The following is a 21900-nucleotide window of genomic DNA, read 5'->3' as shown; positions in this document are numbered from 1 at the left end:
AGTGAGGGATGAGAGAACATCATATATATTTCTCCTCTGCGTCCTCTGCGTCTGAAGTGGTTCGTTTTCTCATAAAAAATGCAACACCTCCTCTTCGCCGTCAACGGTACATTAATGCGCGGATTAGAACTCAACCCGAATCTCCTCGCCGTCAACGCGACCTTTGTACGCAAAGCCAAAACCGCACCAGTGTATCGCCTCTGGTCAATCAACGACAAACATCCCGCGATGCTGCGCGTCGCCAGTGGTGGAAATGCGATCGCCCTTGAAATTTGGCAAATTCCCCCCAACGGACTCGTACAAGTCTTACTTCAAGAACCCCCAGGACTTTGCATCGGTAAAGTCGTCCTCGAAGATAGTAGCGAAGTTCTCGGCGTTTTAGGCGAACCAATCTTATGTGAAAACCAGCGTGAAATTACCTCTTGGGGTGGTTGGCGCAATTATATCGCTAATAAAGGAGATCTTTCATGAGTGGACTTGGTGGACTCAACAAATCACCTAACGGAGTCGTTATCGGTCTTGTGCAGCTACAACTTCCTAACGTTGTGACTGCCGATGATTTAACTGTACAGTGCGATCGCATTTGTCAGATGGTCGCCAAAGCCCGCCGCAATTTACCTGCGATGGATTTAGCCGTATTTCCGGAATATTCACTTCACGGCTTATCGATGGATACGAATCCGGAAATTATGTGCCGCTTGGATGGACCAGAAGTTGCTGCATTTCAAAAAGCTTGTCAAGATCACCGCATTTGGGGCTGTTTCTCGATCATGGAATACAATCCGCACGGAAATCCCTACAATAGCGGCATTATTATTGATGATACCGGAGAATTAAAGCTTTACTACCGCAAATTGCATCCGTGGATACCTGTCGAACCGTGGGAACCAGGTAATTTAGGAATTCCGGTCTGCGAAGGTCCTAACGGTAGCACGATCGCACTCATCATCTGTCATGACGGAATGTTTCCCGAAATGGCACGCGAATGTGCCTACAAAGGTGCAGAAATTATGATTCGGACGGCGGGTTACACTGCACCAATTCGGCATAGTTGGCAAATCACGAACCAAGCAAATGCGTTTTGTAATTTGATGTATACTGCATCGGTGTGTATGTGCGGTAGCGATAGCACGTTTGACTCGATGGGCGAAGGTATGATCGTCAATTTTGACGGTACGCCGTTAGTGATGGGAAGTGATCGCCCTGATGAAATTATCACTGCCGAGGTACGCCCCGATCTCGTCCGCGAAGCCCGTATTCACTGGGGTGTAGAAAATAATATTTATCAATTTGGACATCGCGGTTATGTTGCCGTTAAAGGCGGCGCGCAAGATTGTCCTTATACCTATATGCAAGATTTAGTTAACGGCTGCTATCGCCTCCCTTGGGAAGACGCGGTGATTCACAAAGATGGAACTGCTTGCGGTTTTCCACCTCCGACACGAACTTATGAGGAGCGAGGAGTGAGGAGCGAGGGGCGAGGGAAAGCAGGAAAGAGTTAGACAGCAAGCATTTTCTTTATAATAATCCAAAGTCACTATGGGACATTTTGTTGAAGCTGATCCGTATCCCTATCCTTTTAATGGCGATTTGCGTCCTGAAAATACAGCACTGCTAATTATTGATATGCAGACGGATTTTTGCGGAATTGGCGGCTATGTTGATCGCATGGGATACGATTTATCGTTGACTCGCGCACCGATTGAACCAATTCGGAAAGTTCTAGAAATTGCACGGGCAAAAGGTTTTCATGTCATTCATACCCGCGAGGGACATCGACCAGATTTATCTGATTTACCAGAAAATAAACGCTGGCGATCACAACAAATTGGTGCGGGAATTGGCGATCCTGGACCTTGTGGCAAAATTCTCGTTCGTGGCGAACCAGGCTGGGAAATTATTCCCGAACTTGCACCGCTTCCAGGAGAAGTGATTATCGATAAGCCAGGAAAAGGGTCATTCTACGCAACTGATTTAGATCTAATTTTACAACGCAAAGCCATTCAAAATATCATCCTCACCGGAATTACAACCGATGTCTGCGTTCATACGACAATGCGCGATGCGAATGATCGCGGTTATGAATGTTTACTACTCTCCGACTGCACAGGCGCAACCGATTATGGTAACTACTTAGCGGCGTTGAAAATGATCAAAATGCAAGGTGGTGTATTTGGTGCGGTTGCTGATTCGCAAGCATTTATTCAGGCGATCACACTGATGAGAGTTCAAGGATCACAAGTCAGTGTTTAATTAAAACTGAGGAAAACCAATGTCACGATTGACCGATGCGATCGCACAACAATCTATTAGTAAAAAAACTAATTTACCACCCGATTTAGAAGTGGTGAACATGACCAAAGGATTTGGCGCAATGACAGCGCTAGATAATGTTTCACTACACCTCAAACCTGGAACGTTTCACGCACTTTTAGGCGAAAATGGCGCGGGGAAAAGTACGCTAGTCAAGTGCATCATGGGTTTTTACACTCCTGATAAAGGCGATGTGTTAGTAGATAAGCGATCGCGTAATATTTCCAGTCCTCGCGATGCGCATAAATATGGCATTGGTATGGTATACCAGCACTTTACTTCTGTCCCCGCCATGACTGTTGCGGAAAATTTAGTGTTGTCGCGATACAGCGATCGCAACGTAATTAACTGGAAAAACGAGTATGCACAACTCAAAGCATTTATGCAAAGCGCACCGTTTCAAGTTGATCTTGATACTCCGGTGATGCAATTGGCTGCGGGACAAAAGCAAAAGCTAGAAATTCTCAAACAACTCTATTTACAAAGTCGCATTCTGATTTTAGATGAACCAACATCGGTGTTAACTCCCCAGGAAGCTGATGAAGTCTTGGGTTTACTCCGCAATGAAGTGCAAGCGGGAAACTTAAGCGTATTGATGATTAGTCACAAATTCCGCGAAGTGATGGCATTTGTCGATGAAGTGACGGTACTGCGCAAAGGAAAGAAAGCAGGTCATGGCTTGGTTAAAGATTTATCACTAGCTGACTTAGCAACAATGATGCTAGGAGAACGTCGCGAAACGCAGCAGCTTGATAAAATAACATCAATTGCAACAACTCCAGTTTTAGAACTCAAAAACATTCACGCCAATAAAGACAATGGTTTAGCCGCTATCAATGGTATTAATTTAACTGTTAGCAGTGGCGAAATTGTTGGAATTGCGGGGGTTTCTGGTAACGGTCAACGCGAATTAGTCGAAGTTTTAGCAGGTCAACGTCCGGCGACAGTAGGGCAAATATTAGTTAACGGCGAAACATACACTGCTACTCGCGCACAGATGTTTCGTCATCGCGTCTTTGCACTTCCCGAAGAACCTTTACGCAATGCGTGCGTCCCGCACATGAGTGTGGCAGAAAATCTAGCATTACGCACATTCGATCGTCCCCCACAAGCGTCATTCGGTTGGTTACTCGTTCTCAAAGCAATGCGCGAAGCAGCTAAAGGGTTGGTCAGTAGCTTTTCGATCAAAACCCCTTCAGTCGATACACCTGTAGGCAATCTTTCTGGTGGTAACGTCCAGCGTACTGTATTAGCCCGCGAATTATCAAGTTCGTGTATCAATTTACTCATCGCCGCCAATCCTTGTTTCGGTTTAGATTTTGCTGCTGTTGAATATATTCACACCCAAATCGTCGCCGCCCGCAATCGCGGAGTTGCGGTACTATTAGTCAGCGAAGATTTAGACGAACTTCTCACACTCGCCGATCGCATTGTTGTGATGAGCGACGGCAAACTTGTTTATGAAAGTGCGATCACCAACGCTGATATTACTGCCATTGGTCAACGTATGGCGGGACATGATTAAATACCACACTTGTTGAAGTTGGTAGTAGGTAATCGGTAATCGGAAACTCTTCATCAGTATTTTTCCAGTTACCATCCTTTATTTTTACTAGTTCACTTAATTACAAACAATTATGAAAATTTTAACACTTAAGAACTTACTCAATATTGCTGCTTGGCATGACGATTTACCTTGGGAACCTTTTCGCCCTGGAGTGGATATTTATCGCTTTTACCAAGACGGCGAACAGGGGGCAACAGCGGCGCTATTACGGTATCAACCTGGTGCAGTTGTACCGAAACACGAACACGTTGGGTTTGAACATATTTTTGTGTTGTCTGGTTCGCAAAGCGATCGCAATGGCAAACACCAAACCGGAACTTTGGTGATTAATCCTCCTGGTACGAGTCACACTGTTACAAGTGAAACTGGCTGTATTGTCTTAGCAATTTGGGAAAAACCTGTAGTGCTATGGTCTTAATTGCTGCACAACCCTACGATTACGAACTTCCCTCAGATTTGCAGAAAGTAGCACTGTTAATTATCGATATGCAGCGTGACTTTTTAGAACCTGGTGGATTTGGGGAAGCATTAGGTAATGATGTGAGTCACTTAAGCGCAACTATCCCCATTATTAAGAGCTTACTCGAAATCTTCCGCAGACGTCAATTACCCGTATTTCACACAGTTGAAGGACATCAACCGGATTTATCCGACTGTCCGCCGTCAAAGTTGCGTCGCGGAAACGGTCAGTTAAAAATTGGCGATCCAGGACCAATGGGACGCATACTCATTTTAGGTGAATCAGGAAATGCGATTATTTCTGAATTACAGCCAATTCCAGGCGAAATCGTGATTTCTAAACCAGGTAAAGGCGCTTTTTACCAAACTTCTCTCGAATCCTATCTACACAAACAAGGAATTACACACCTGATGATCACTGGAGTGACTACCGAAGTCTGCGTCCAAACAACAATGCGCGAAGCCAACGATCGCGGCTTTGAATGCTTACTTGTTGAAGATGCAACAGCAAGCTATTTCCCAGAGTTTAAAGAATCTACCTTAGAAATGATTCGCGCCCAAGGTGGAATCGTTGGCTGGACAGCAACCGCTGCTAATGTTATGCAAGCATTTGGCAACTATTCGTAACCTTCTATCCCCAATTACCAACTACCCATTATCTCTGCTTCATCCCCACACTCATAGGGTCAAAATTTTCCGGAAAATGCGTATTGCGATCGTAATCTGCACCTTCTAACTTGGCATTTTTGAGTTCAGCTTGACGTAGATTTGCTCCTAAGAGTAAACTGCCTCGTAAATCAGTACCCGTTAAATCAGCTTGGCTCAAATCGGCATAACTTAGATCAGCACCTCTCAGATTTGCGTTGCTCAACTTTGCTTGACTCAAATCAGCATAGCTAAAGTCAACTCCTTTTAAATTTTCACCTTGAAGTTGCGCATCCCCCAAGTTAGCGTTATTGAAGTTCCGTTTTCCTGCTGCATAATTTTCTAGGAGTGTCGCTACAGCACTAACGATTGGTGAAGATTTTGCTGCTTCCGACATAACTATATCCTCACAGGTGTCCTTTTGATTTCTATTATGCAACTTCGATATCGAGGCAATTTCATTACAAATATTTAAATTCAGCGCGCAACTGCACTGTAAGGCTTAATTAGTGTAGCGAATAAGTTTAGTATTCTTAGATACAAAACACCTACCAGTATGGCATTAATATAACAAACTTGTCTCTAGATAGATGTCACTCTCAGATATTAGTACTCAATAGCCAATGGTAAGCAGATTTAATAGGCGTAAATTTCTTGTATATGGTTCCGCAACTCTTGGTTCTAGTCTTTTTTTAAAGGCTTGTACCAATAACCAAACAACAACGAGTGCAACGAATGCGTCATCGCCAGCTAGTACAACAACGACTGCGAGTGGTGGAGACGCGATTAAAGTAGGAATCTTGCACTCGCTCAGTGGCACAATGGCAATTAGCGAACAAAGCGTTGTCGATGCAGAACAGCTAGCAATCGAAGAAATTAATAATGCTGGTGGCGTTCTTGGGAGACGCATCGAAGCGATTGTAGAAGATGGTGCTTCCAACTGGGACACTTTTAGAGAAAAAGCAACTAAATTAATCGACCAAGATCGAGTTGTTGCAGTTTTTGGGTGTTGGACTTCGGCAAGTCGTAAGAATGTTCTACCTGTTTTTGAACAAAGAGATCATATGCTCTGGTATCCAGTGCAATATGAAGGACAAGAATGTTCTAAAAATATCTTTTATACTGGTGCAGCACCGAATCAGCAAATTGAACCATCAGTCGATTGGTTGTTGCAAAATAAAGGCAAAGACTTCTTTCTAGTAGGTTCAGATTACGTTTTTCCGCGTACTGCCAACACTATCATTAAAGCGCAAGTCGCAGAAAAAGGCGGCAGAATTGTTGGCGAAGACTATCTACCTTTAGGTAACACCGAAGTTACACCAATTATTACTAAAATTCGTCAAGCATTACCCAATGGCGGTGTCATTTATAACACTTTAAATGGTGATAGTAATGTAGCATTCTTTAAGCAGTTACAAGGTGCAGGCTTGACACCTGATCGCTATCCTTCGATGTCAGTGAGTATTGCTGAAGAAGAAGTAAGAGCTATTGGTGCTGATTATCTTAAAGGTCATTACGCTGCGTGGAACTATTTCCAGACAGTAGAGACACCAGCAAACCAAAGATTTGTCCAAGCTTTCAAGCAAAAATATGGGCAAGACCGCGTGACAAACGATCCGATGGAAGCTGCTTATATTGCCGTTTATTTGTGGAAGCAAGCGGTAGAAAAAGCAGGTACAGCGGAGGATTTAGCAAAGGTACGTGCGGCAGCTTATGGGCAAACTTTAGATGCTCCAGAAGGTACAGTTACAATGCACCCTAACCATCATATTTCTAAGGTGGTGCGTATCGGCGAAGTCAGAGATGATGGAATGTTTGAAATCATTAATTCTACTGATTCAGCTGTTGAACCAATTCCTTGGAATCAATTCGTGAAAGAAACAAAAGGATATGCCTGTGATTGGTCTGATCCTAACAAAGGTGGCAGATTCAAAATGACTTAGAGGTGGGTAGTAATGGGTAATTGGTCTAGATAAATTCTTACTTACCAATTAGCAATTACCTATTACCCGTTCTTTAACTCCGTAGTGGGAGAAGATAAGTGCTAATAGGATTGTTTGACGGCTTATTTAATGGGATTAGTATTGGTGCTGTTTTACTAATTGCAGCACTAGGACTCGCGATTGTTTTTGGACTGATGGGAGTCATCAATTTAGCTCATGGTGAATTGATGATGCTTGGCGCATACACTACGTTTGTCGTTCAAAATGGCTTTCGACAGTTCGCTGAACCTTTTTTTGATATTTATATCTTTTTTGCGCTCGTCTTGGCATTTTTGGTTACGGCAGGAGTGGGATTGATTCTCGAACGTGGAGTCATTCGTTATCTCTACGGACGACCTTTAGAAACACTGCTAGCAACTTGGGGCGTGAGTTTAATTTTGCAGCAGTTTGTACGCAGTGTAAATTGGGTTTTGGTAATCGGGATAGGAATATTTTGTGTGTTATTTTTCGGTGGTTTGTGGATATTAAATCGCCGTCAAAGTCCTCAGCGTAAATGGTTCGTCGCCGCATTATTACCATTATCGTTGGGAATTGCGATCGCTGCTGGTAGATTCCTCGCTGATACGTATCAACTAGCCGTTACAAAACCTTGGTTTGGCGCACAAAACGTCGATGTATCCGCACCGACTTGGTTGCGTGGTGGTTTACCAGTAGGTAACTTTCAATTGCCGTATGCACGATTATTTATCATTGCTTTAACAATCGTCTGCGTTGCTGGGCTTTACTACTTCTTACAGCGATCGCCTTGGGGATTACGCATTCGCGCTGTCACACAAAATCGTAGCATGAGTTCTTGTTTAGGAATTCCTACACAAAAGGTTGATGCACTTACGTTTGCGCTTGGTTCGGGCTTAGCTGGCGTTGCAGGCTGTGCAATTAGTTATCTCGGTTCTGTCGGACCCAATACCGGACAAAACTACATTGTCGATACCTTTATGGTTGTAGTAGTTGGCGGTGTAGGCAAGCTAGTGGGTACGATCGTCGCTGCTTTAGCGATTGGTATTGTTAATTATCTCGTTGGTTCAGGTACGTTGGCAATCCTATTTACACCAATTCAGCCGCTAGCAGATTTCTTTACCTTCTTTGCAACGACAAGTATGGCGAAGGTAATGGTATTTGCGTTAATCATCGCATTTTTGCAGGTGCGTCCTGGTGGAATATTTCCGCAGAAAGGTCGCACCGTGGATGCGTGAAGGGGCAAGGCATTGCCTTGCCCGTACTGGGGCGAGGGCATAAAGGGATGGAGAGAAAATAAGGAGATATCGCGGTGGATGCAGTTTCTCATATTGGAGTTAGAAGAAAGCAGCAGCGAATATTCTTAATTGAAGCTGTGATTGTAGTTGCGATCGCACTGCTGTTAATCTTTGTTATGCCAGCGGTATTAACAAGTTTTCGTCTGAACTTATTAGGGCGCTTTTTAGCATTAGCAATTGTTGCTTTAGGAATTGATTTAATCTGGGGTTATACTGGCTTACTGAGTTTAGGACACGGCATTTTCTTTGCGTTGGGTGGATATGCGATCGCGATGCATATCAAACTTGAAGATGCTGCTGGAGGATTGCCAGAATTTATGAGTTTGTACGGCGGTACAGAGTTACCTTGGTTTTGGCGTCCTTTTTATTCATTTCCCTTCGCCACGTTTGCAGTTGTCACAATTCCTGCACTTCTTGCTGGATTACTCGGCTATTTAGTCTTTCGTAATCGCATCAAAGGCGTCTATTTCTCGATCCTCACCCAAGCCGCAACAATTGTCTTTTTCAACTTTTTTAACGGACAACAAAAGCTATTTAACGGTACTAACGGTTTAACGAACTTTCAAACATTATTAGGCGCATCAGTTAATACACAATCTGCACAATTTACCTTCTATACATTAACAATTTTACTGTTAATCGGTGCGTACGCGCTTTGCCGCTGGCTGACAAGCGGGCGTTTTGGGCGTCTATTAATGGCTATTCGTGATGATGAAAGTCGCGTTCGTTTTTCAGGCTACAATCCCACAGAATTTAAAGTTCTTGTTTTTGCCGTTTCAGGCGCATTAGCAGGAATTGCAGGGGCAATGTATACGCTGCAAAGTGGTTCGGTCTCCCCTAGACTCATGGATGTTGCTTTCTCAATTGAAATGGTCATTTGGGTAGCAATTGGCGGTAGAGGAACACTTGTCGGTGCTATCTTGGGCGCATTACTTGTTAACTTCGCCCGCAGTTTCTTAAGCGAACAATTTGCCGAAATTTGGTTATTCTTCCAAGGCGCACTCTTCTTAATTGTTGTCACAGTACTTCCCGATGGTATCGTCGGCTGGTTGCGTAGTGAAGGATTTCAACGCCTAAGAGGTCGTAAACCAGCATTTACATACCCCAGCTTAGAAGAAGACCCTGAAGTTCAACAAGAAAGACAAGAACTAGAGGCAAAAAGCAGCGAATAATGAGCAATCAACTTCTTTGTGCCCTACCCTACGGGAAGCCGCTGACGCGTCTATCTCTGTAAAATTTACCCAAGGTACACAATGCAAGAAAAAATATTAGAAATCGAAAATGTCACAGTCAGCTTTGACGGTTTCAAAGCTTTAAATAATCTCAATTTTAATTTAGATGTAGGCGAACTACGCGTTATTATTGGTCCAAATGGAGCCGGAAAAACGACATTCTTAGACGTGATTACTGGCAAAACCAAACCAACACAAGGACGAGTTTTATTCAAAGGACGCAACTTGCGATCGCTTAGCGAACACCAAATCGCAAGACTCGGAATTGGTCGTAAATTTCAAACTCCACGAGTTTACCTCAATCTCACCCCAAGAGAAAATCTCGAACTCACCAGCAACCGCAAAAAAAATATTTGGTCAACTTTGTTTAGTAAGCCAAAAAGTGCGGAACGCCACTCAATCGCTGGTTTACTCGAAACAATTGGCTTAACTTCCCGCGCCGATATCCCCGCAGGTTTACTCTCACATGGCGAAAAGCAGCGCTTAGAAATTGGGATGCTTGTTGCGCAATCACCTGATTTATTACTTGTCGATGAACCTGTCGCAGGGTTAACCGATGAAGAGACTGAAAATATTGGCGATTTGTTACTCGCTTTAGCTGAGAGTCATTCGATCTTAGTGATTGAACATGACATGGAATTTGTGCGCCAGATTGCGCGCAAGGTGACTGTACTTCATCAAGGTTCAGTATTGTGCGAGGGAAACATCGATCAAGTTCAAAACGATCCTAAAGTGATTGAAGTATATTTAGGACAGCCGATGGATGACTCACATACAGCACACTCGCTAGAACTCGAAGCTTCAGGATCTGAACTGTAATTTACAGCATTTAGCAAAATAGCAAATTATGAGTTATACCCGTGATGCGATCGCTCCCGATCCAACTTCCATAAGTCAAGAATATACGCTACACGTGTCAAATCTCAACGTTTACTACGGCGAGAGTCATATTCTGCGTAATGTCGATTTAAGTGTTCCCGTCGGACAAATGGTATGTTTGATTGGGCGCAACGGTGTTGGGAAAACAACACTACTTAAAACAATTATGGGCTTGATTCGTCCTCGTAGCGGTGCGATCGCATTTAATGGACAAATTATTAACTCAAAAACTCCCGACCAACGTGCTAAACTCGGTATCGGCTATGTCCCCCAGGGAAGAGAAATCATCCCGCGTTTAACTGTAAAAGAGAATTTATTACTCGGACTCGAAGCCCGACACCACAGCAAACGTACGCAAGAAATTTCTGAGGAAATTTTTGAACTCTTCCCTGTTCTCAAAACAATGCTATCGCGGATGGGCGGTGACTTGAGCGGCGGACAACAACAACAACTCGCGATTGCGCGTGCTTTAATGGGACAACCCCGATTACTTGTCTTAGACGAACCTACCGAAGGAATTCAACCCTCAATCATTTTAGAAATAGAAGCCGCTGTTCGTCGGATTGTTGCGACGACAGGAATTTCAGTCTTACTTGTGGAACAACACCTCCACTTTGTTCGCCAAGCAGACCGCTATTATGCAATGCAAAAAGGTGGTATCGTTGCCTCTGGTCGTACGAGCGAGTTAAGCCAAGATGTTATTCAAAGGTTTTTGGCTGTTTAAATTTATATTACCTATGGTTCAATAACTAAGCGAGTGGTTATTAGAAGAATCACCTTCTACCCACGATTTTAATTATTAATTAGTAATCAGTCGAATTTGCTATTACTTAAATACTGGCGATCGCTCACTAGCACACTCATTATCGGCGATGAATCCTACAAAAATCCTGGGATATTCTTATACATTTAGCTATGTATAGGATGATACATAAAAGCCAAAAGTATAAAATTCCCAGGAATTGAATATGCGTTGCGATTTGTTTTTCCTGCTAGTAGCTATAATATTTGCTTGCCATTAAACCACCGTCTAACTAAAGAATTATTTTAGAATAAGAGTATTGTGTATTTAAGAGCACATTTTTATTTAGCATAAATCATTTGCGAATTCATAATACAAGTCGTTATTATTTAATTTCTTTGTATTCTCCGACACAGACAGCGGCAAAAAAGTTATTTAACTATAGTGATAACTATCAAAAATCAATAACTAGACCCAAGAAAGAGTCATAGCTACTGCGAGAGCGACATCATTCAAGGTAAAGCGCTGTCTAGGAAGAAAGAATGTCACTATTAGACTACTGTGTTGTCATTACACTCTTGTTGACGGTATTTCCTTTAGCAATAACTCAAATGAAATCCGCGATCGCACACGAGGACATTAAGAGTTTTTCTGTGTGGGTATTTATTACTTGTTTCATCGCAGGCTTACCGTTCATGGTGATGACGTTAGCGACAGCGACTTAATCGACTACCTCAATCAAGTGATGCTGAGTGGGTAAGATATAAAAGTACCGACTCCTCAAGTAGCACAAATGACATCCACTGTATTGACCCCAAGGCTAAACGCCCCAACTGTGCATCGATTACCCAACGGTCTAACAGTCATCGCCGAACAAATGCCGATCGAAGCTGTTAATCTTAGCTTGTGGGTTAACGTTGGTTCTGCTGTGGAATCGGACGCGATCAATGGTATGGCGCATTTCTTAGAGCATATGGTCTTTAAAGGTACACAGCGTCTCTGTAGTGGTGAATTTGAGCGGCTGATTGAAGAACGGGGTGCGATCACAAATGCAGCAACAAGTCAAGATTATACGCATTATTACATTACAACAGCGCCAAAAGATTTTGCGCAGCTAGCACCGCTACAAATCGATGTCGTACTCAATTGTACAATTCCTGATGATGGCTTTGAGCGCGAACGCTTGGTCGTTTTAGAAGAAATTCGTCGTTCGGATGATAATCCCCGTCGCCGCACGTTTCAACGCGCAATGCAAGCCGCATTTGAACGCTTACCATATCGTCGCCCCGTCATCGGTTCGTCTGAAGTGATTTCTCGCCTCACACCGCAACAGATGCGCGATTTTCATTACACCTGGTATCAACCACAATTGATAACGGCTGTTGCTGTCGGCAATTTACCTACAGCAGAACTTATAGAAATAGTTACCAAGGGATTTGTTCAAGCGAATACCTCCCGCCTCACAGCGCCCACATCTCATCCCGCAATGACTTGTGAGTCACCTTTTACGGAAATTATTCGTCAAGAATACGTTGATGAAAGTTTACAGCAAGCACGCCTTGTGATGGTGTGGCGCGTTCCAGGATTGATGCAGATCGAACAAACTTATGCTTTAGATGTTATCGCTGCGATTTTAGGTCATGGACGTACTTCACGACTAGTGCGGGAACTACGTGAAGAAAAAAGTTTAGTCTCGCATATTTCTGTGAGTAACATGACACAACAACTTCAAGGAACCTTTTATATCTCTGCGGCGTTACCAGTGGAAAATATTCCAGTTGTGGAAGCGGCGATCGCCCAACATATTCAATCAATTCAAACGCAACCTGTACAAGAATCAGAAATCGCGCGCATTCGTACGCAAGTCGCCAATCGCTTTATCTTTGGTAACGAAACACCCAGCGATCGCGCCAGTCTCTATGGCTACTATCACTCGATGCTTGGCGATCTCGAGCCAGCTTTTGATTACCCAGCTAAAATTCAGAGCGTAGATGCTACTGATATACTAATTGCTGCGCAACAGCATTTATCGCCAAATGCTTACGGTGTTGTTATCCTCAAACCAGCATGAATTGGTCAGAAATTGCCCAGCATATCAGCAAAGTAACGAAAAAAGCGTTTACTGTCAATCGAACGCGTGCAATAGGTGGCGGCTGTATTAACCAAGGCTACGCTATCAGTAGCGAGACGGAAACTTACTTTGTGAAGCTCAATTCCCCTTCCCAAGTCGCCATGTTTGAAGCAGAAGCCCTGGGATTGCAACAGATATTGGCAACAGCAACGATTCGAGTTCCGCAGCCAATTTGTTGGGGAACCGTCGCAAACTCTTGCTACCTTGTTCTAGAGTGGATCGAACTTGGTCGCGGCAATAACTCGGCATGGAAAGAAATGGGACGAAAGCTTGCTTTTATGCATAAATTTGACACTATGTCAAGTACTAACCAAGCTGCCTTTGGTTGGGAGCGAAATAATACAATTGGTTCCACACCCCAAGTCAACGATTGGACAACGGATTGGGCAGAATTTTTCGCTAAACACCGCTTGGGATACCAGTTGAAACTAGCCAATCGACGCGGCGGACATTTCCCGCAGCAGCAAGCATTATTAGCCGCGATTCCAGATTTATTAGCGCATCAACCGCAACCGTCACTCGTTCACGGCGATTTATGGGGAGGTAATGCTGCGTGTACGACGACCGGCGAACCCGTTATTTTCGATCCGGCGACTTATATCGGCGATCGCGAAGTCGATCTTGCCATGACCGAATTATTTGGTGGTTTTCCTGCTGCATTCTATCAGGGTTACAACGCGATTTTTCCGTTGGATCGAGGTTACGAAACCCGCAAAATTATATACAATCTCTATCACATTTTGAATCATTACAATTTATTCGGTGGTAGCTACGGTGCGCAAGCTAACCGCACGATCGCCCAAATTTTAAGTCGCTAAGTTTAAGTAGGAATTTTGAATTGATAATTGACCAATGCTTAAAATTACCGCTTTCCCGCGATAATCTGGTTACTTAACAGAAGATGATCTGAGCACTTATGCAATCAGTGTTAGCCCGCTGGGAAATAATTCAACACAAGCTAACTCCCTACTTGTTTTTGTTACCTGCCCTGCTGATCTTGGGTTTAACTGTATTTTGGCCTGCACTTCAAGCGTTTTACCTCAGCTTTACGCGCTACGAATACGACCTGACACAGCCACCGCAGTGGATCGGGTGGGAAAACTTTCAACGACTGTGGACTGATGCCGTTTTTTGGCAGACTTTAGGAAATACGCTACTTTATCTAGTTTGCGTTGTTCCAGTTTTAGCGATCGCCCCATTAGCACTCGCAATTTTAGTCAATCAAAAACTACGCGGAATGCACTGGTTTAGGGCAGCCTATTACACTCCGGTTGTCATTTCAATGGTTGTTGCGGGAATTGCCTGGCGATGGATTTATGATGGCAATGGTTTACTCAACCAGATTATTCGGCAAATTGGTTTATCAGAAAAAGGTATTCCCTGGTTGACAAGTCCGCAGTGGGCGCTGTTTAGCGTGATGGCAGTCACTGTATGGAAAGGATTAGGTTATTATATGGTGATTTATCTTGCTGGGCTGCAAGCGATTCCCGCCGACTTATACGAAGCTGCTGCGATCGAAGGTTCCGATGGCATTCGCAAACACTGGGATATTACAGTACCGTTGATGAGACCTTATATTGTGTTAGTAGCCGTAATTTCGGCAATTTCTGCAACAAAGGTGTTTGAAGAAGTTTATATTATGACGCAAGGCGGACCACGCAATAGCTCGAAAACGATTGTGTATTATCTTTATGAGCAAGCCTTCCGCAACCTAGAAATGAGCTATGCTTGCACAATTGGGTTAGTTTTGTTTTTAGGTATTTTAGGTCTGTCCATTCTAAATCTGAAGTTGACAAATCAACGAGTCTAAAACTGTCAAGTAAGTAGATGAAAATATTGGTTATTGGTAACTGGTAATTTGTAAAAATATTGCTCAACTTTCCATTACCAATACTTATCATTCAAAATCGATTTTCGTATTCTAAAATTGCCCGTGTTTCTCCTGTAATATCTGTTGCAGCACGGACGCGAAATTGGTCGTTAAGTCGGTAGTTCAAACCGATACGAGTTGGGTCATCCGATGTCAAAACTCGCAAGACAGAAACCGAGAGATTTCCAGAGACATCAATTCCAGCTTCTGCGGCTAATTCGAGTGCGGAAGTCCGCCCTCCAGATTCTGTACCAACTGTCGGAAATAAACGCAACTCGGATAAACCAAAAGCATTACCAAGATTCGTTACCGCACCTTGGAAGTTACCTAGTAAAGCTGTCCCTGCCAAGTTAGCCAGTCCTAGAACACTATCCCCGCCTCCTAAAGTATCAATAAAACTACCACCGAGTAAAGCCACAATTTCTGACTGACTGCGTGAAGGATTGCTCGTTAGTTCTAAATTATCAAAAAGTTGACTCGCAGGACCTTGAACCTCAGCTTGGACGCGCACCGTCTCAAAACCACCCAAATCAGTCGCCAGTGGTTGTGTAATATCGCCCGACAAAGGTGAAGTAGCAACTCGCGTACGCGTAACTTCTGGTACTCGTGTCACGAGGCGAATATCTAATTCAGGGTCGAGACCTTGATTTGGTCTAAACGTTGCCGTATGTTCGTAGCCACGCGCCAAAACAAATTGAGTTGTAAATAAATTTACGCCACCACGACGTAACCGAATCACACCATCTGGGCGCAGGTCGTTAAGTGTACCACTTATATTCAGTGAGCCTGTTGCCTCTAGATTGATAATCGGTGGACGAGTCACTTCTACTCTGTTGCCTAGTGTGAGTTGTAAGTTATTAAACTCAACATTTGCAATTTCAGCTTGATTGCCAGCAAATCTGGGAACAGAACTGCTAGTTGCTGTTGCAGTAACTGGTGTAGCCCCATTGCCGTTTTCTTCTGGAATAGATATTGCACCCTGGGCAAGTTCAACTTGTCCGCCAATTATTGGATTGAGGACACTTCCCGTCACAATCACGTTTCCGCTAGCACCACCGCGATATAACCCGTCAAGATTGAGCGTTAGCTGATTGAGGTTGACAGTCAGCGGATTGGCAAAGTCTGGATCGGCGGGTGAAAAACTACTAAAGATTGGAATGACACCTTGCGCGACAACATTACCGCGCGAGAAATTACCTTGAACGCTATCAACTTGGATGCGGTCAAGATTGAAGTTGATTGTTCCTGTAACATCGGTTAAAGGTTCAGGCAAAGCCTGGGCTGTAATTGTGGCATCATTAATCGTTGCAATTCCTGTTGCTACAGGTTCTTGCGTTGTCCCGCTTACTTGTAATTGTACTTGTCCTTGTCCTGATTCCCAGGCAACAGCATCTGTTAATAAATTAAGTAATGCCAAACCTTCGTTTTGGACGTTGATATCTAAACTAATTTGGTCGCTATCAGGCGTGACTGAGGCGAAAGGTAACTCTAGAGGTATGCTACCAGTAATGACGATTGGCTCAGGTCCAGTGACAACGATATTACTACCAATGTTAAATCGCGCATTTGCATAGCTAAAGCTTGCCGTTGCTGATTCGACAGGTTTATTATTCAATGTTCCGGCGCTGAGTTCTAATTCTCCGATCGCTTGCGGATTTTCTACTGATCCAGCTAAAGTTGCTGAACCATTCAATTGCCCAGTCACATCGATAGGCAAATCGACAAAATCCGTTAGCGTGTTGATCGGAAAATTCGTCAATTGTAATTGACCCGATTGTTCTGTACCGCCAATTTGCCCTGTAAAAGCAAGTAGCGATTCATCCGATTGAATTCGTAGAGGAAGGAGTGTCAAAACACCGTCTTCAAAGTTACCTTGAGCAATCAATTGATCCACATTGTAATCACCCCATTGCCAATTCTGACCTTGCAAATCAAAATTAGCCGTGACACCAGCTTGCAAAGAACCACTCACCGCAACCGTGCCACCAAATGTTCCTTGAAAATCGGCGAGTGCAGGTAATGGCGACGCATCTTGACGCTGTTGGCGCTGTTGTTGCAAAAGCGTTGTGATTTCTGAATAACGGCGGATTTGAGTTAATAATGGTGCATCGGGTATGCCGACAGGTGTTGTATTGAGTGTATTTGCTCCTGCATAGTTTGGTGCTTCTAACCCGCGTTGGAAATCTTCTAAATTAAAGAACCGCAGTGCTGTTAATACGCTTTGTACTTGACCATTTGCAACATTCACTTGTGCCTCAAATTCAGGTCCACTCGGAGTTTGCGTTACACTTCCTGAAAACGCATAGCGACCATCTCCTTGAATAAACTCGCCTCCGGTCAGCGTTCCTGTACCAGCAGCAAAGTTAACTTGTCCAACAAATTGATTTCCTGTAAGCGTTCCAATTGCCGGATCAGTGATCGCAATATTTCCCGCAACCGCAAATGTTGTCGGATTTACTGTGAGATCGCCCGTAAGTTGTCCTGAAATCGGCGCATTACCTAATATAGGTAAATCAGGTGTTAACTCCAGCGCCGCCAAAGGAAAATTCTCGATATTGACTAACAGATTTTCGCCGACACTACGCCCTCTAGCAACTGCGGCATCGCGCCGTACTAGAAAAGAAACCGGACGATTCTGTGCATCTAAATTCAACGTAATTTGATCTTCACCGCCAGAAACAGCTAACTGCAACCCATCAGTTGCTGTTAGCTGAACATTTCCGGTTAATTGTGGGGCAAAGGCTAAATCATTAACTGCTAAGTTTTGCAGTTGTAACGCACCGACAACATTCGGTTCGGTTAACGTTCCCGTGATGTTACCTGCAAAATCTGCACTTCCGGCAAGATTCACGGCTGCGGGTAGCTCAAAAGGTAAATCTTGTAAACTGTAATTTTGTGCTTGGACATTGAGATTTAACTCGGTGACTTCGGGGACACCCGATGCTGTTTGTACTAAAATCAGTCCGTTGGCGTTTAAATTCGGTGCGGTTGCTTGTTCAATAATGACGCGATCGCCAACCCAACCAATCGTTGCTGTTAGCGGTTGCTGTACAGGTCCAATTCCTTGGGAAAAGCGTAAATTTCCCACGGCGCGCACATCGGCTAAATCAAACGAGTCTACAGTACCTGTGACGCGCAACTGACCATTTAACTGACCTTGCAGTTGTTCCGAAAACCGCGCGAGTTCTACTTGTGAAGCATTAACTTGCGCTTGCCAGCGACCTTGTGCGAGTTGAATATTCGCGGCAGTCACTGTCCCACCTGCAACATTTAAACGTCCTGAACCGGTGCCGACAATTGTTTCTGGTTGAAACGCCGTTGTTGTCCCAGCAAGATTAAACGTTCCTGTCAGCGCGCCTTGAAACTGCGGTGGCACTTGGGGAACCAAAGAACCAAGTTGAACACCCGATGCTTGCACTTGCGCTTGCCAGCGACCTTGTGCAAGTTGAATATTCGAGGCAGTGACAGTTCCACCCGCAACGTTTAAGCGTCCTGAACCTGTTGCCTGAATTTGGTCTGGCTGAAACGACGCGGTAGAACCCGCAACATTAAACGTGCCACTAATCGGCGCTTGCAGCGCTGGAGGAACTTCTGCCACACGCCCTAACTGAACGCCTGATGCTTGGATGGTTGCTTGCCATTGATTATTCGTTAACTGTCCGGCGGCGCGCAGCGTACCACCTGCAAAATCAACAGTGGTATTGCGAAAAAGCAATTTTTGTGCATTAGCAATCAAGATTTGACCGCGTGCCGGATACGTTGCATTTGCAGCTTGCCAATTGACAATTGTTTGCGGTTGCGTTGGCGAACCGACAACATTAGCACGTGCTTGGATCGTCCCAATTTGAAAATCCGGTGCAGCACCATAAAGCCGCGCGATCGCATCGCCAGGAATATTCCGCGCATCGAGATTAAATCCTAATCCTGGCGTGTCTCCAATCCGTACAGTACCACCGCCAGTAATTTGACCGCCCACAGTAGGTACAGCTTGAATGTCTTTAAATGCAATTACCGATTCTGTTGGCGCAAATGCAAATCGCGCACTCAAATTTTTAAAATCAACTCGGTCAATTCGCGCTTGCTTCGTCGTCCTGACGCTACCTGATAATGTCGGCTTTTGGATAGGTCCGCTAAGTTGAACTTCCGCTCTTGCTTCGCCTGCGACGGGTACAGGCAGATCCAATCCTAAAGTTTTTTGAGCATTCGCAAAACTAACGCTTGGAACTCTTGCCGCAATATTAAAACCTGCTTCGATATCGAGTACGCCGTTAGCGATCGCCGGAATACTTCCGTAACTTGTTTGAACGTTATCGAGCCAAATTTGCTTACCCTGAAAACCAAGTGTGCCACTCGAATTATTAAACGCCTGCGGCAGTTGCTCAACTTGTGCGGTGACTCCTTTAAGTTGTGCAGTACCAAACAGTGCAGGTTCTTGTGCTTGTCGCAATTGCACGTTTAAGTTACCGTCAACGCGTCCACCTTGCAGATCGATCGGTAAATCAATCAAGCGGGTAACTTCTGAGGCGAGGACGTTTTGCGCTTGAATTTGTAAGTTGGTTCGTTCGGTGCTAAGCTGCGATTCACCTTGAATTTCAATATTCCCCTCAGTTGCTAAATTGCCACTGATGTTGTAGCGAATGAGATCGTTATTATCTAAAAATTGGGCAAATCCGTTACCTTGACTAACTGTAACTGATGCTTTCGTTGCTTGGTTCGCAATCGGTTCGTTTCTTGCCTCAGGATTCGGTACGAGGACGACATTAGCATTACGAAAGCGAATGCGATCAAGTTCAGTACTAATTGGTCCTGTTTCTTCTTCGGCTGCTAAAGTGGTAGAAATCCAGCGTCCCTCCGCATCTTGCTCTAGATAAATATCAGGATTGACTAACGTAACATCGAGTCTCAATGTGCGAGTAATTAATAGTTGTAAAGGGTTAAAAGTCACATCTACGGCAGTTACAGCAGCGCGGTCTGGATCGGTTGCAGTTGCAGGAATTGCTGAAGCACCAAAGCGTAAACTTGTTGGGGAAAAACTCTCTACCCTTCCTATTTGCACCGGTCGATTGAGCGTTTGTGTTAAATTGCGTTCTACAAGTGGTGCTAACTGCTCGTTGACGAAAGTCCACAACCACCAGCCACCTGCTACAAGTCCCAACAATAAAGGAGCACCGATGACAATTCCAGTGCGATAACTTAATAACGATCGCTCGGAACGTCTTTCGTCGGTTTGGTTATCGAGATCAGGAGGATTCTTCATTGAAGTTTACAGGTTACACTTGAAGGCTACTGATGGCGCGAAGAGAAATGGCACACTTATAAAATACCGATATCAGTATCAAGTAGCTAGTAAATTATGAGATTGTAGTTACCGTTTTTGTTACAAATGATTGCTGAAATTTGTAACTGTACCATAATCCATAAAGAAGGAGGGGATAAATGATTACTCCCATGCGTGTTTTTGTTTTGTTATTCAATGCTCGTACTGAAAACGAAGGTATTCATACGATTCGAGTCGGCGATCGCAATCGTGTTTTGATGTTTGAAGCCGAAGATGATGCGACTCGCTTTGCGCTGATGTTAGAAGCCCAAGACTTCCCCTCGCCGACGGTTGAAGCCATGGACGCTGAGGAAATCAAGGAATTTTGCGAAAGTGCTGATTATGATTGGGAACTGATTCCTGAAGGCGGGTTAGCGCTTCCTCCCGAAACGAATGTCGAGGAGACTGACTGGCAACTAGAAACTCAATCTCAAGACCCTAGTCCAGACTTAGACGCTATTCGGCGTAAATTGGAAGGACTATTGTAACACGCAGCATATGATCTCAAAAGCAGGAGCAAACAGCATGATTCAAGCAGAGGGACGCGGTCATTTATTGACAGAACAGGTCAATATTAATAGTCGAAACTTGGATCAGTTGAGTTCCTTAGAGCTTGTCGAACTTTTTAATCAGGAAGATCAAAACGCGATCGCGGCTGTCGCGGCGGCAAAAAACGAACTCGCTGCGGCAATTGATCGTACCGCCAATGCTTTGCACCACGGAGGTCGATTATTTTATATCGGTGCGGGAACAAGTGGCAGATTAGGCGTGTTAGACGCGGCGGAGTGTCCGCCAACATTTTGTACTTCTCCTGAACTCGTTCAAGGAATTATTGCGGGTGGCGCTGGCGCTTTGGTACGCAGTTCGGAAGATTTAGAAGACAAAGCCGAAGATGGATATAATGCGATCGCGCAACGTCACATCACACAACTCGATGTTGTTGTTGGGATTACAGCCGGTGGGACAACTCCTTATGTTCATGGTGCTTTGCAAGCCGCCCGCGAACGTGGTGCAACAACAATTTTTATCGCTTGTGTCCCCAAAGAACAAGTCAGTGCTGAAGTTGATGTTGATATTCGCCTATTAGTAGGACCCGAAATTTTAGCAGGATCAACGCGCCTCAAAGCAGGAACCGCAACGAAGTTAGTGTTAAATATTCTCTCGACTGGAGTGATGGTGCAGCTAGGAAAAGTTTACGGTAATCGCATGGTCGATGTTGCTGTTACTAATAGCAAGTTACGTGATCGCGCGATTCGGATTTTGCAGGATTTAACAGGACTCGACCGCAGTAGTGCGGCTACACTACTACTAGAGCAAAGTGGAAATCAAGTCAAGCTTGCCTTACTGATGCACTGGACAGGCGTCACTAAAGAAGAAGGCGACAAACTTTTAGCGCAACACAATGGTAATCTTCGCGCTGCGGTTTCTAGCTATGAATCTCAAACGATCAAACATCAGTAGAACCCTTCTCATTTTTCTATTTGGTAAT

At 44.3% G+C, this 21900-nt stretch carries 19 protein-coding genes; 17 read left to right on the top strand and 2 right to left on the bottom strand.

What is annotated here, in order from left to right; genetic code table 11:
• The first annotated feature begins 78 nt into the window (after positions 1–78).
• The 6 genes from NIES1031_RS04650 to NIES1031_RS04625 all read left to right on the top strand — a co-directional run bounded on the left by NIES1031_RS04650 (position 79) and on the right by NIES1031_RS04625 (position 4966).
• The gene (locus NIES1031_RS04650; RefSeq protein ID WP_073548321.1) at positions 79–471 is read left to right on the top strand and encodes an allophanate hydrolase-related protein; all 393 of its coding nucleotides are present in this window, start codon (positions 79–81) and stop codon (positions 469–471) included.
• Positions 468–1502 carry a formamidase gene (locus NIES1031_RS04645; RefSeq protein WP_073548320.1) on the top strand — a complete coding sequence of 345 codons (1035 nt, stop codon included), beginning with the start codon at positions 468–470 and terminating at the stop codon, positions 1500–1502. The genes NIES1031_RS04650 and NIES1031_RS04645 overlap by 4 nt, the downstream gene beginning before the upstream one ends.
• Positions 1503–1539: 37 nt before the next feature.
• Entirely contained in the window at positions 1540–2253 is a 714-nt protein-coding gene (biuH, locus tag NIES1031_RS04640) for a biuret amidohydrolase (protein ID WP_073548319.1), read from the top strand.
• Positions 2254–2272: 19 nt separating this feature from the next.
• Positions 2273–3838, top strand: coding sequence for an ABC transporter ATP-binding protein (locus tag NIES1031_RS04635; RefSeq protein ID WP_073548318.1), 1566 nt, complete (start codon positions 2273–2275; stop codon positions 3836–3838).
• Positions 3839–3950: 112 nt separating this feature from the next.
• Complete coding sequence (locus NIES1031_RS04630) at positions 3951–4298, top strand: cupin domain-containing protein (RefSeq protein ID WP_073548317.1); 348 nt, start codon at positions 3951–3953, stop codon at positions 4296–4298.
• A complete protein-coding gene (locus tag NIES1031_RS04625) occupies positions 4289–4966 on the top strand; it encodes a cysteine hydrolase family protein (RefSeq protein WP_073548316.1) in 678 nt (225 codons plus the stop codon). The genes NIES1031_RS04630 and NIES1031_RS04625 overlap by 10 nt, the downstream gene beginning before the upstream one ends.
• 28 nt (positions 4967–4994) lie before the next feature.
• Here NIES1031_RS04625 and NIES1031_RS04620 read toward each other — a convergent pair whose 3' ends face one another.
• Positions 4995–5381 carry an Alr5209 family pentapeptide repeat protein gene (locus tag NIES1031_RS04620; RefSeq protein WP_073548315.1) on the bottom strand — a complete coding sequence of 129 codons (387 nt, stop codon included), beginning with the start codon at positions 5379–5381 and terminating at the stop codon, positions 4995–4997.
• Positions 5382–5607: 226 nt separating this feature from the next.
• Between NIES1031_RS04620 and urtA the strand changes: the two genes are divergently transcribed.
• The 9 genes from urtA (at position 5608) to NIES1031_RS04580 (ending at position 15034) form a co-directional block, all read left to right on the top strand.
• Positions 5608–6927, top strand: a complete 1320-nt coding sequence (gene urtA / locus NIES1031_RS04615; protein ID WP_073548314.1) for an urea ABC transporter substrate-binding protein — start codon at positions 5608–5610, stop codon at positions 6925–6927.
• A 98-nt stretch (positions 6928–7025) separates the two neighbouring features.
• The gene (urtB, locus tag NIES1031_RS04610; RefSeq protein ID WP_073548313.1) at positions 7026–8180 is read left to right on the top strand and encodes an urea ABC transporter permease subunit UrtB; all 1155 of its coding nucleotides are present in this window, start codon (positions 7026–7028) and stop codon (positions 8178–8180) included.
• Between the two features lie 68 nt (positions 8181–8248).
• On the top strand, positions 8249–9412 hold the full coding sequence (gene urtC / locus NIES1031_RS04605) for an urea ABC transporter permease subunit UrtC (protein ID WP_407919482.1): 1164 nt from the start codon (positions 8249–8251) through the stop codon (positions 9410–9412).
• 81 nt (positions 9413–9493) lie between these two features.
• Positions 9494–10291: an urea ABC transporter ATP-binding protein UrtD gene (gene urtD / locus NIES1031_RS04600; RefSeq protein ID WP_073548312.1), complete on the top strand. Its 798-nt coding sequence runs from the start codon at positions 9494–9496 to the stop codon at positions 10289–10291.
• Between the two features lie 28 nt (positions 10292–10319).
• The gene (urtE, locus tag NIES1031_RS04595) at positions 10320–11075 is read left to right on the top strand and encodes an urea ABC transporter ATP-binding subunit UrtE (RefSeq protein WP_073548311.1); all 756 of its coding nucleotides are present in this window, start codon (positions 10320–10322) and stop codon (positions 11073–11075) included.
• 560 nt (positions 11076–11635) lie between these two features.
• Entirely contained in the window at positions 11636–11818 is a 183-nt protein-coding gene (locus tag NIES1031_RS23625) for a hypothetical protein (protein ID WP_143167700.1), read from the top strand.
• A gap of 68 nt (positions 11819–11886) precedes the next feature.
• Positions 11887–13164, top strand: a complete 1278-nt coding sequence (locus NIES1031_RS04590) for a M16 family metallopeptidase (RefSeq protein ID WP_073548310.1) — start codon at positions 11887–11889, stop codon at positions 13162–13164.
• The gene (locus tag NIES1031_RS04585) at positions 13161–14042 is read left to right on the top strand and encodes a fructosamine kinase family protein (RefSeq protein ID WP_073548309.1); all 882 of its coding nucleotides are present in this window, start codon (positions 13161–13163) and stop codon (positions 14040–14042) included. The genes NIES1031_RS04590 and NIES1031_RS04585 overlap by 4 nt, the downstream gene beginning before the upstream one ends.
• A 98-nt stretch (positions 14043–14140) precedes the next feature.
• A complete protein-coding gene (locus tag NIES1031_RS04580; protein ID WP_073548308.1) occupies positions 14141–15034 on the top strand; it encodes a carbohydrate ABC transporter permease in 894 nt (297 codons plus the stop codon).
• Positions 15035–15125: 91 nt separating this feature from the next.
• Here the strand turns inward: NIES1031_RS04580 and NIES1031_RS04575 are convergent, their stop codons facing one another.
• Positions 15126–20351, bottom strand: coding sequence for a translocation/assembly module TamB domain-containing protein (locus tag NIES1031_RS04575; protein WP_073548307.1), 5226 nt, complete (start codon positions 20349–20351; stop codon positions 15126–15128).
• 191 nt (positions 20352–20542) lie between these two features.
• Between NIES1031_RS04575 and NIES1031_RS04570 the strand changes: the two genes are divergently transcribed.
• Positions 20543–20899, top strand: a complete 357-nt coding sequence (locus tag NIES1031_RS04570) for a DUF3110 domain-containing protein (protein ID WP_073548402.1) — start codon at positions 20543–20545, stop codon at positions 20897–20899.
• A gap of 37 nt (positions 20900–20936) precedes the next feature.
• A complete protein-coding gene (murQ, locus tag NIES1031_RS04565) occupies positions 20937–21872 on the top strand; it encodes an N-acetylmuramic acid 6-phosphate etherase (protein ID WP_073548401.1) in 936 nt (311 codons plus the stop codon).
• Positions 21873–21900 lie beyond the last annotated feature (28 nt).

This window comes from Chroogloeocystis siderophila 5.2 s.c.1 (assembly GCF_001904655.1).
Taxonomy (GTDB): Bacteria; Cyanobacteriota; Cyanobacteriia; order Cyanobacteriales; family Chroococcidiopsidaceae; genus Chroogloeocystis; species Chroogloeocystis siderophila.
The sequence above is the reverse complement of the archived record's forward strand: the minus strand, read 5'-3'. Positions and strand labels throughout refer to the sequence as shown.

What these genes read in the sequence shown, in the direction of transcription:
- NIES1031_RS04635 (WP_073548318.1), top strand. Translation starts at nt 2,273, where the DNA reads ATGTCACGATTGACCGATGCGATCGCACAACAATCTATTAGTAAAAAA.
- NIES1031_RS04630 (WP_073548317.1), top strand. Translation starts at nt 3,951, where the DNA reads ATGAAAATTTTAACACTTAAGAACTTACTCAATATTGCTGCTTGGCAT.
- NIES1031_RS23625 (WP_143167700.1), top strand. Translation starts at nt 11,636, where the DNA reads ATGTCACTATTAGACTACTGTGTTGTCATTACACTCTTGTTGACGGTA.
- urtD (WP_073548312.1), top strand. Translation starts at nt 9,494, where the DNA reads ATGCAAGAAAAAATATTAGAAATCGAAAATGTCACAGTCAGCTTTGAC.
- NIES1031_RS04585 (WP_073548309.1), top strand. Translation starts at nt 13,161, where the DNA reads ATGAATTGGTCAGAAATTGCCCAGCATATCAGCAAAGTAACGAAAAAA.
- NIES1031_RS04625 (WP_073548316.1), top strand. Translation starts at nt 4,289, where the DNA reads ATGGTCTTAATTGCTGCACAACCCTACGATTACGAACTTCCCTCAGAT.
- NIES1031_RS04645 (WP_073548320.1), top strand. Translation starts at nt 468, where the DNA reads ATGAGTGGACTTGGTGGACTCAACAAATCACCTAACGGAGTCGTTATC.
- NIES1031_RS04620 (WP_073548315.1), bottom strand. Translation starts at nt 5,381, where the DNA reads ATGTCGGAAGCAGCAAAATCTTCACCAATCGTTAGTGCTGTAGCGACA.
- murQ (WP_073548401.1), top strand. Translation starts at nt 20,937, where the DNA reads ATGATTCAAGCAGAGGGACGCGGTCATTTATTGACAGAACAGGTCAAT.
- NIES1031_RS04570 (WP_073548402.1), top strand. Translation starts at nt 20,543, where the DNA reads ATGCGTGTTTTTGTTTTGTTATTCAATGCTCGTACTGAAAACGAAGGT.
- NIES1031_RS04650 (WP_073548321.1), top strand. Translation starts at nt 79, where the DNA reads ATGCAACACCTCCTCTTCGCCGTCAACGGTACATTAATGCGCGGATTA.
- NIES1031_RS04580 (WP_073548308.1), top strand. Translation starts at nt 14,141, where the DNA reads ATGCAATCAGTGTTAGCCCGCTGGGAAATAATTCAACACAAGCTAACT.
- urtE (WP_073548311.1), top strand. Translation starts at nt 10,320, where the DNA reads ATGAGTTATACCCGTGATGCGATCGCTCCCGATCCAACTTCCATAAGT.
- biuH (WP_073548319.1), top strand. Translation starts at nt 1,540, where the DNA reads ATGGGACATTTTGTTGAAGCTGATCCGTATCCCTATCCTTTTAATGGC.
- NIES1031_RS04575 (WP_073548307.1), bottom strand. Translation starts at nt 20,351, where the DNA reads ATGAAGAATCCTCCTGATCTCGATAACCAAACCGACGAAAGACGTTCC.
- NIES1031_RS04590 (WP_073548310.1), top strand. Translation starts at nt 11,887, where the DNA reads ATGACATCCACTGTATTGACCCCAAGGCTAAACGCCCCAACTGTGCAT.
- urtA (WP_073548314.1), top strand. Translation starts at nt 5,608, where the DNA reads ATGGTAAGCAGATTTAATAGGCGTAAATTTCTTGTATATGGTTCCGCA.